The organism is Sphingomonas sp. (assembly GCF_042091075.1).
Classification (GTDB): Bacteria; Pseudomonadota; Alphaproteobacteria; order Sphingomonadales; family Sphingomonadaceae; genus Sphingomonas.
Map to the genome: position 1 here is coordinate 1 of NZ_JBELIE010000129.1, position 9,440 is coordinate 9,440.

Annotated in this window: 9 protein-coding genes and 1 pseudogene; 4 read left to right on the top strand and 6 right to left on the bottom strand. The window is 67.1% G+C overall.

Going from position 1 to position 9,440, the window contains the following annotated elements; translation table 11 throughout:
* On the bottom strand, positions 1-388 hold a 388-nt coding region (locus ACFDSW_RS12445), incomplete at its 3' end, for an alcohol dehydrogenase catalytic domain-containing protein (RefSeq protein WP_375250610.1).
* 69 nt (positions 389-457) lie between these two features.
* Positions 458-1,969 (bottom strand): aldehyde dehydrogenase, encoded by a 1,512-nt coding sequence (adh, locus tag ACFDSW_RS12450; RefSeq protein ID WP_375250611.1) that lies wholly within the window; start codon positions 1,967-1,969, stop codon positions 458-460.
* 118 nt (positions 1,970-2,087) lie between these two features.
* Here adh and ACFDSW_RS12455 point away from each other — a divergent pair, with 118 nt between their 5' ends.
* Both ACFDSW_RS12455 and ACFDSW_RS12460 read left to right on the top strand, forming a co-directional pair.
* Entirely contained in the window at positions 2,088-3,194 is a 1,107-nt protein-coding gene (locus tag ACFDSW_RS12455; RefSeq protein WP_375250612.1) for a GAF domain-containing protein, read from the top strand.
* Between the two features lie 111 nt (positions 3,195-3,305).
* Positions 3,306-3,842 (top strand): hypothetical protein, encoded by a 537-nt coding sequence (locus ACFDSW_RS12460; RefSeq protein ID WP_375250613.1) that lies wholly within the window; start codon positions 3,306-3,308, stop codon positions 3,840-3,842.
* Positions 3,843-3,847: 5 nt separating this feature from the next.
* Here ACFDSW_RS12460 and ACFDSW_RS12465 read toward each other — a convergent pair whose 3' ends face one another.
* Genes ACFDSW_RS12465 through ACFDSW_RS12480 form a run of 4 tightly spaced genes read right to left on the bottom strand, consistent with a single transcriptional unit; the run spans position 3,848 to position 7,469 of the window.
* Positions 3,848-4,558, bottom strand: coding sequence for a Crp/Fnr family transcriptional regulator (locus ACFDSW_RS12465; RefSeq protein WP_375250614.1), 711 nt, complete (start codon positions 4,556-4,558; stop codon positions 3,848-3,850).
* Between the two features lie 57 nt (positions 4,559-4,615).
* Positions 4,616-4,732 (bottom strand): cytochrome bd-I oxidase subunit CydX, encoded by a 117-nt coding sequence (gene cydX, locus ACFDSW_RS12470; RefSeq protein ID WP_375250615.1) that lies wholly within the window; start codon positions 4,730-4,732, stop codon positions 4,616-4,618.
* Positions 4,733-4,747: 15 nt separating this feature from the next.
* A complete protein-coding gene (gene cydB, locus ACFDSW_RS12475) occupies positions 4,748-5,887 on the bottom strand; it encodes a cytochrome d ubiquinol oxidase subunit II (RefSeq protein ID WP_375250616.1) in 1,140 nt (379 codons plus the stop codon).
* Positions 5,888-5,900: 13 nt separating this feature from the next.
* On the bottom strand, positions 5,901-7,469 hold the full coding sequence (locus ACFDSW_RS12480) for a cytochrome ubiquinol oxidase subunit I (protein ID WP_375250617.1): 1,569 nt from the start codon (positions 7,467-7,469) through the stop codon (positions 5,901-5,903).
* Between the two features lie 123 nt (positions 7,470-7,592).
* Between ACFDSW_RS12480 and cydD the strand changes: the two genes are divergently transcribed.
* Together cydD and ACFDSW_RS12490 are read left to right on the top strand one after the other, a co-directional pair.
* Positions 7,593-9,224, top strand: coding sequence for a thiol reductant ABC exporter subunit CydD (gene cydD / locus ACFDSW_RS12485; protein ID WP_375250618.1), 1,632 nt, complete (start codon positions 7,593-7,595; stop codon positions 9,222-9,224).
* Positions 9,221-9,440: pseudogene (locus ACFDSW_RS12490) on the top strand (cysteine ABC transporter permease); the annotation flags it as partial. The gene cydD and the pseudogene ACFDSW_RS12490, both read left to right, overlap by 4 nt.

Here is a 9,440-nt window from a genome sequence, read left to right on the forward strand (position 1 = left end):
CGATGACATAATCGGCAAAGCCGCCATTGACCGAATAGCCGGTGTTGAGCTGGCTTTCGCACAACGTCTCCCACCCGCCCAGACAATGCACGCAGTGGCCGCAGGCGGTGTAGAGCCAGGGCACGCCGACCCGGTCGCCTTCCTTGATGTGTTTCACGCCCTTGCCGACCGCCGAGACATAGCCGACGCCCTCATGACCCGGAATGAAGGGCGGGTTGGGCTTGACCGGCCAGTCGCCTTCCGCGGCGTGCAGATCGGTATGGCACACGCCCGAGGCCTGGATCGCGACCTGGATCATGCCGTCGGTCACTTCCGGTACGGGCACTTCATCGATGGTCAGCGGTGCGCCGAATTCGCGTACGACCGCCGCTTTCATGGTCTTCGCCATGGCACGTCTCCTGTAGAATGATGATGGAGCGGGGATGGGCGCGGTTGCCGACCCCCGCCATGACCACGGTCAAAAGAAGCCGAGCTTCTTGGCCGAGTAGCTGACGAGCAAATTCTTGGTCTGCTGATAATGGTCGAGCATCATCCGGTGCGTCTCGCGCCCGATACCCGACCGTTTGTAGCCGCCGAACGCCGCATGGGCGGGATAGGCGTGATAGCAATTGGTCCACACCCGGCCCGCCTGGATCGCCCGGCCCATGCGATAGGCGCGGGTGCCGTCGCGGGTCCACACGCCCGCGCCCAGGCCGTAGAGCGTGTCGTTGGCGATGCTCAATGCCTCCTCATCGGTCCTGAAGGTCGCGACCGAGACGACAGGGCCGAAAATCTCCTCCTGGAAGACGCACATCCTGTTGTGGCCGCTCAAGACGGTGGGCTTGACATAATAGCCCTCCAGCCCCTCGGGCCGGTTGCGGGTGCCGCCGGTCAGCACCTTGGCGCCCTCGTCGCGACCGATGTCGAGATAGCCCAGGATCTTGTCCATCTGCTCTTCCGACGCCTGCGCGCCGACCATGGTGGCGGGGTCGAGCGGATCGCCCTGGATCATCGCTTCGACCCGCGCGACCGCCTTTTCCATGAAACGGTCATAGATGGATTCGTGGACCAGCGCGCGGCTGGGGCAGGTGCAGACCTCGCCCTGGTTGAGCGCGAACATGGCGAAACCTTCGATCGCCTTGTCGAAATAATCGTCGTCTTCGGCGGCGACATCGGAGAAGAAGATGTTCGGGCTCTTGCCACCCAGCTCCAGTGTGACGGGGATCAGGTTTTCCGACGCATAGGACATGATGAGCTGTCCGGTCGTCGTCTCGCCGGTAAAGGCGATCTTGGCGATGCGCGGGTTCTGCGCCAGCGGCTTGCCCGCCTCCACGCCAAAGCCGTTGACGATGTTGAGCACGCCCTCGGGCAGCAGGTCGGCGATCAGTTCGGCCAGCACCATGATCGAGGCGGGGGTCTGTTCAGCGGGTTTCAGCACCACACAATTCCCCGCCGCAAGGGCCGGTGCCAGTTTCCAGCAGGCCATGAGGAGCGGGAAGTTCCACGGAATGATCTGGCCCACCACGCCCAGCGGCTCGTGGAAGTGATAGGCCACCGTATCGTGGTCGATCTCGGAAATCCCGCCCTCCTGCGCGCGAATGCACCCGGCGAAATAGCGGAAATGGTCGATCGCCAGCGGCAGGTCGGCGGCGGTCGTTTCGCGGATCGGCTTGCCATTGTCCCAGGTTTCGGCGGTGGCGAGCAGGTCGAGATGCTCCGCCATCCGATCAGCGATGCGGTGGAGGACCAGCGCGCGTTCGGCGACGCTGGTCCGACCCCAGTCATCCTTGGCCTTGTGCGCGGCGTCGAGCGCGAGTTCGATATCGGCGGCCTGGCTGCGTGCCACCTGACAGATGATCTGCCCGTCGATCGGCGATCGGTTATCGAACCAGCGTCCATCGACCGGATCGACCCAGCGGCCGCCGATGAAATTGCCATAGCGCTCCTTGAAGGGCGCTGTGCGGGCTTTGATGGCTTCCTGGATCGTCATGCAACCTCTCCTTCGTTTCGTATGAAACAAAGGCTCTGCCTGTGCCGGAGCGCCGGCAAGTCGGTCTGCAACAAAGCGCGCGGGCAGTGATGGACTTTCCGCACTACAGGCGTAGCATGTGTCGCACGACGCGACGCGGGAAACGGGTTGGTGTCGCAAGTTGCGACAGTCGGAGAAGGATGCGGCGATGGACGGCGCCGGGATAGAGCAGGGGCGACGCGCCTATTTCGACGAAGGGCAGTTGCCGCTGGAAAGCGTACGTCAGCCGGTGTTGCGATCCTGGCTGCGCTGTACCGATATGGGGCTGGCGCAAGGACGGCGGCGCGACGGCGGCCCGCTGACCGACAGCGAACTCCACGCGCTCCGCCAGCGTCGCGAGTCGCTGCGTCGGCTGTGCCGCCCCGAATTGGAGATGCTGGCGGGAGAGGCGCGCGATACGGGCAGCGTCGTGATCCTGGCAGACGCCGACGGCATGATCCTGGACAGTATCGGCGATACCGGTTTCCTGTCGCGCGCGGCGCAGGTGGCGCTCAGGCCCGGCATGTCCTGGACAGAGGCGAGCACCGGCACCAATGCGATCGGCACGGCGATTGCCGAGCGTCGCCCGATCGCGGTGCACGGCCCCGAGCACTTCTTCGCCGAACATGCGGTGCTCAGCTGCGCGGCGACGCCGATCCTCGACCCGCGCGGCGCGATCGTCGGGGCGCTCGACATCTCGGGTCCGTCGGTGAACGGGCATGGTCATGCGCTGGGGCTGATCCGGCTGGCGGTCGACCAGATCGAACATCGGCTGTTCCGCTCCGGCTTCACCGATTGCCGGGTGCTGCGCCTGCACGACGATGCGGCGATGCTGGGCACCGCGCGCGAGGGAATATTGGTGTTCCGCGACGAGCAGCTGGTCGCCGCCAATCGGCGCGGCCTGTCGCTGGTCGGTCGCAGCTGGGAGGCTTTGGATGATACCGCGCTGGGTGAAGTGCTCGACATGCGCAGCCAGGCGGCAAGGGGGCATTTGCGCCTGACCAATGGCGCGACGCTGATCGGCGGATGGGATGGGGACGCTCGAGCCGGCGGTATGGAATGGTCGATCGCGCGTCCGCTGGCCGACGACCGGGCGGAGGCGATCGACGCGGCACTGGCGGCGCATGACGGCAATGTCACGGCGGCGGCGCGGCAGCTCGGCGTGCATCGCAGCACGATCCACCGGCATCTCGCGCGCAGGCGCTGAACGGCCCGGCATTCGCGTTTCGCCCGCGGTGATTGACCCCCGCTGTTTGACCATCGTCAATGTTGGCAATGCCCACCGGCGTCACGATGGCGGCGAAGGAGATCCCGCGCGATGGACCGCCACCCGCGTCAAGCCAGTGTCGTGCCGTTTGCGCGTCGCTGGCACGTCATCCACGAAATTGACCTGATCCGCCTGATGCAAGCGCATCGCCATCGGCTGGCCCTGGCTGCCCAGGCGGAAGCGATTGCGGATGGTCTGCCCAATCGTCCCACCGAGCCGATGATGACCGCATTCCTGATCGCCTTGCAGGAACTGGTGACGAAGGGCGAGCGGGCCGATGGCGATGGTCTGGAGGCGATGCTGCTCAACCGGCACGAAGACCCGCTGACCTGGACGCTTATCGACCATGTTCACCACCGGCATAGGGCCGATCGCGCGGCGGCCAGTGAACTGATCGCCGCCTTCGACGAGGCAGATGCGTTCGTGGCCCCCGAAACGCTGGGGCACATGCTGCGGAGTTTCTTCACCGGTTGCCGCCGCGCGGTCGATTTCGAAGAACTGACCCTCATCGCGCTGGCGGGGCACCGACTGACCTCGGAGGCCCGCGCGTTGCTGGTCGATGCGCTGACGGAGAGCGTTGCCGCCTGACCCGGTCAGGCCGCCTCGGCGCGGGCAGCGAGCGCCTCGCGGTCACTGATCGTGATCGCGCGGCCACCGGGCAGGCCGATCATGCCGCTCTGCTTCATCCGGGTCAGCTGGCGGCTGACCGTTTCGATCGTCATGCCCAGCACGTCGGCGATCTGGCCGCGCGTCAGTGGCAGGTCGAAGGTGACGGGGCCGTCGCGGCTGGCGCGGCATCCGCTGGCGCCCGCGCGCGCCGCCATGTCGAGCAGGAAACCCGCCAGCTTCTCCCCCGCCGATTTGCGCGCGAGCGCCAGCATCCGCCCGCGCGCCTCGTTCAGCGATTCGAAGGTCCGCTGGAGCAACAGCCGTTCCATGCGCTGGTGATCCTCCAGCACCCGCTCGAAGGCGGCGCGGGGGAAGACGCACAGCTCCGCCTCGGTCAGCGCGGTCAGGGTGAAGTCGACCTCGCCCGCATAGGGCTGTCCGAAGAAATCGGCCGGATAGAGGGTGCCCACCGTTTGTTCGCGCCCATCGGCGGTGGTGGCGACCAGTTTCAGCACGCCCGACAGCAGATTGCCGCAGAGGAGCGCCTCGTCGCCCGCCCAGGCGATGGTTTGGCCGCGCCCGACATGCCGCCGCTGGCCGATGCTGTTGAGCGCGAGCAGTTCCCGGTCATCGAGGCTGCCGCACAAGGCCCGGTCGCGCACCGCGCAATCGGCACATATGTCTTTCGGGATCATGGCCTGATTCTATAGCGCGACCATGATCCCCTGTCGTCGGACGGATTGTCCTATCTGTCACCGACGCGTCGTCACATCATCGTCCTGCGGCAGATGGAATTCATGCCAGATGCCGTTGAGGATGCCGAAGCCGACCGCGAGGCCAAGGCCCAGGACCCAAGAGAAATACCACATGGACCGCGTCCTTTCTCAGTAGAAGTCGGGGTTGGTGCGGACGTCCTCCGCCGTCACCCGGCCGAACATCACCCGGTACGCCCAGGCGGTGTAGGCAAGCACGATCGGCAGGAAGACGAGCGTGACGAACAGCATGATGCCCAGCGTCTTCTGCGTGGACGAGGCGTTCCACACCGTCAGACTGCTATGCGCGTCGATGCTCGACGGCAGGATGAAGGGGAACATTGCGCAGCCGACGGTGGCGATGATCCCCGTCGCGGCGAGCGACGATCCGGCAAAGGCCAGCGCCTCACGACCGCTGCGGATACCAATCAGCGCCAGCGCGGCCCCGGCGAAGCCCAGTGCGGGCAGCGCCATCATCCAGGGATAGGTCGCATAATTGTCGAGCCATGCGCCGCCCGCTTGCTCCGCCGTCATGCGCAACGGGTTGGACGGGCCGAGCGGATCGACCGCGCCGACGATCCGATAGCCCATATCGCCCCATGCGACGAAGGCGAAGCCGACCGCGAACAACAGGATGGAGGCGATGGCCGCCGCCGTACCGAACGCCCGCGCCCGGTCATGGACGGGACCATGCTCGACCTTGATCGACAGCCACGCCGCGCCGTGTAGCACCAGCATCGCCACCGACAACAGCCCGCAGACCAGCGTGAAGGGCGTGAACAGCCCAAGCAAAGTGCCGTCGTAAAAGGCGCGCAGGTCTCCATCCAAGCGGAAGGGCGCGCCGAGCAGCACATTGCCGACCGCGACGCCGAAGACGAGGGCTGGCACCAGTCCCCCGACGAACAGCGCCCAGTCCCAGCGGGTGCGCCAGGCCGGGTCCGGCCGCTTCGAGCGATATTTGAACCCCACCGGCCGCAGGATCAGCGCAGCCAGCACCAGGAACATCGCGAGGTAGAAGCCCGAAAAGCTGACCGCATAGACGAACGGCCAAGCCGCGAAGATCGCGCCGCCGCCCAGGATGAACCAGACCTGGTTTCCCTCCCAGGTCGGCCCGATGGAATTGATGACCATCCGCCGCTCGGCATCGCTCCTCGCGACGAAGGGCAGGAGGGCGGCGACCCCCAGGTCGAACCCGTCGGTCAGCGCAAAGCCGATCAGCAGCACGCCCAGCAGCGCCCACCATATCAGGCGCAACATCTCATAGTCGAACATGTCCTGGCCTCCTTCAGGCGGTGACGGGAGTGGCGGCGGGGATCGGTCCGGGTGCGGGCTGGTCGTCTCGCTCCTCTGGGCCGTGTGCGATGGCGGCGAGGATCAGGCGCACCTCGATCACCGCCAGCACGCCGTAGAGCGCGGTAAACCCGGCCAGCGTGGTCCACAGCGCCCCGCGCGACAGCGAGCTGGTCGCGAGGAAGGTCGGCAGCACACCCTCGATCGCCCAGGGCTGACGCCCCAGTTCGGCGACGAGCCAGCCCAGTTCGGCGGCAACCCAGGGCAGAGGCAATGCCGCCACCGCCAACCTCAGGAACCAGCGCGACTCCATGTGCATCCGCAGCGAACATAAGATGAAGGCGGTCGCGAACAGCGCGATCATCGCAAAGCCGATCGCCGCCATGATGCGGAAGCTCCAGAAGAGCAGCGCCACGTTCGGCACCGTGTCCCACGCCGCCGCCTCGATCTGCCTCGGCGTGGCGTTGCGCGGATCGGCCATCTGCCGCTTGAGCAGCAGCGCGTAGCCCAGGTCGCGCTTATGCGCCTCGAACCGCGCCCGTTGGGCCAGATCCTGCGGGTTTGTCTTCAGCCGCTGGACCGCGTCATAGGCGATCACGCCCGAGGCGATCCGCTCCTGCGCCTTCAGCACCAATTCGGACATGCCGGTCACGGTGCCGTCCAGACTGCGGGTCGCGATCAGGCCGAGGACCCAGGGGATTTCGACCTTGTAGCGCGTCTCATGCGTCGTGATGTCCGGGAGGCCCAACAGCGTCAGTCCTGCCGGGCCGGGCTCCGTGTGCCAGACCGCTTCGATCGCGGCGAGCTTCATCTTCTGGTTGTCGGTCAGCGCATAGCCGCTCTCGTCACCCAGCACGACCACCGACAGCGAGGAGGCGAGGCCGAACGCCGCCGCCACCGTCATCGACCGGCGCGCGATGGGCAGGAACCGTCCCTTCAGCAACCAGAAGGCCGACACGCCCAGCACCACGACCGAGGCGCAGATATAGCCCGCGCTGACGGTGTGGACGAACTTGGCCTGCGCGACGGGATTGAACAGCACCGCGCCGAAGTCGGCGACCTCCATGCGCATCGTATCCGGATTGAAGCTCGCGCCGACCGGGTTCTGCATCCAGCCATTGGCGACGAGAATCCACAGCGCCGACAAATTGGTGCCCAGCGCCACCATGAAGGTGACGATCAGATGCCCCAGTTTCGACAACCGGTCCCAGCCGAAGAACATCAATCCGACGAACGTCGCCTCCAGGAAGAAGGCCATCAGCCCTTCGATCGCCAGCGGCGCGCCGAAGATGTCGCCGACATAGTGCGAGAAGTACGACCAATTGGTACCGAACTGGAACTCCATGGTCAGCCCGGTGGCGACGCCCAGCACGAAGTTGATGCCGAAGATCTTGCCCCAGAAGCGCGTCGTCACGCGCCATTCCGGACGGTTGGTCATGACATAGACCGATTCCATGATGACCAGCATCATCGACAGGCCAAGCGTCAGCGGCACGAACAGGAAATGATACAAAGCGGTTGCGGCGAATTGCAGCCGTGACAGGTCGACGACCCCGGGATCCATAGCAAGTCTCCATGACGGGAGCCGCCCCCGGCCCCTTGCTGGCGGCCTCGCTAGGCTTGCCGGGCCGCACCGACATTGACCGCGGTCAAAGACGCGTCGGCCGGTCGCGGCGACGATCCGGCCATGACGACGATCGCCCATAGCGCCCCGGCCGCCCGGATACGGAACCGCTGGTTGAAGGACGCGGCGGGAGGCCGTGACGGGGCGGCGGGCCTGTTGCTCCTCGATACGCTGGCAGCGATCGGCTTTGCCACCGGGATCGCCGGGGGCGTGGCGGCGGTGGCCGGGCGGGGAATGCTATGGCCCTGGGCTCTGCTGATGATCGGCATGGGAACCGCGCGCGGATGGTTCGCGATGCTGGCCGTGCGTCGGGGAGCCGCGCGGGCGGGAGCGGTCAAGCGGGGGCAAAGGCGGCGGGTCGTCGCCGCGACGCTCCATCGGCCAGCGGGCGCACCGATCGACAGCGGCCTGCTCGCGACCCAGGCGGTGGATGCGATCGAGGCGCTGGACGGCTATGTCGCCCGCTTCCTGCCCGCGCGCCGGGCCGCTGCCATCGCACCGATGCTGGTTCTGGCGGCCACGGCCTGCGCCAGTTGGGTCGCGGCCGTCATTCTGGCAGGCACATTGCTGCCCTTCGTGGCGGCGATGATCCTGGCGGGCGGCGCGGCGGCGGACGAGTCGCGTCGACAGTTCATCGCCCTGCATCGCCTGTCGGCGCGTTTCGCCGACCGGGTGCGCGCCTTGCCCGTCGTGCTGGCCTTTCGTGCCGAGGCGCGCGAGACGGCAGCGATCGGCGAAGCGGCGCGGGAATTGGCGAAGCGGACGATGTCTGTCCTGCGGATCGCGTTCCTGTCCTCCGCCGCGCTGGAATTCTTCGCGGCGCTGTCGGTCGCGCTGGTCGCGGTCTATTGCGGCTTTTCGCTGCTCGGGCTGCTGCCCTTCGTTGTCCCGGAGACGCTGACCCTGGAGCGGACCTTCTTCGTGCTGGCGCTCGCGCCCGAATTCTACGCGCCGATGCGCCGCCTCGCCGCCGCCTATCACGACAAGCAAGCTGCCGAAACGGCTGCCGAGACGCTGATGCCGCTGGTCGAGGTCGCGTGCGCAGGTCCGGTCGTGGCGACGGCTCCGCTGACCTTGCGCGATGTGACGATCCATTATCCGGGAAGCGACACGCCTGCCGTCGCCCGCCTCTCTTTCCATGTCGAGCCGGGCGAGACGGTGGCGCTGCTCGGGCCGTCCGGTAGCGGCAAGACCAGCGTGCTGCACCTGCTGCTGGGCCTCGCGCCGCTATCGGCCGGAACGATCGAGGCGGGCGGCGCCCCCTTGGTCTCGCTGGCGGGTCAGGCGAGTTGGGTCGGCCAGCACCCTCTGCTGATCGCGGGGACGATACGCGAGAACTTGTTGCTGGCTCACCCGCAGGCGGATGATCTGGCGATCCGGCGTGCGGTCGCGATGGCGGGACTGCACCCGATGCTGGCGTCCCGACCGGGCGGACTGAATGCGACGCTCGATGCGCGGGGCAGCGGCCTGTCGGGCGGCGAGCGGCGGCGTATCGCGCTGGCGCGCGCCCTCCTCAGCCCCGCGCCGTTCCTCTTGCTCGACGAGCCGACCGCGCATCTCGACGCCGTGGCCGAAGCCGCCCTGATCGCGGCGATCGCACATGCCGCGAAAGCGCGGACGACGCTGATCGCCACCCACAGTCCCGCGCTCGCCGCCATTGCGACGCGCATCGTTCATCTGGAACCGGCCGCATGACCCTCCGTGGAATGATCGCCATCGAACGCCGGAGGGAGCGGCGCTCTCTGCGGCAGGCGAGTGCCTGTGCCGCCTTGGTCGGGGTTGCATCGGTGCTGTTGCTCGCATTGTCGGGCTGGTTCCTGACCGCCGCCGCGCTGGCGGGTGGGGCGGGGATCGTGGCGGCGCAGGCGTTCAATTACATGCTGCCCTCCGCCGCGATCCGCTTGCTGGCGA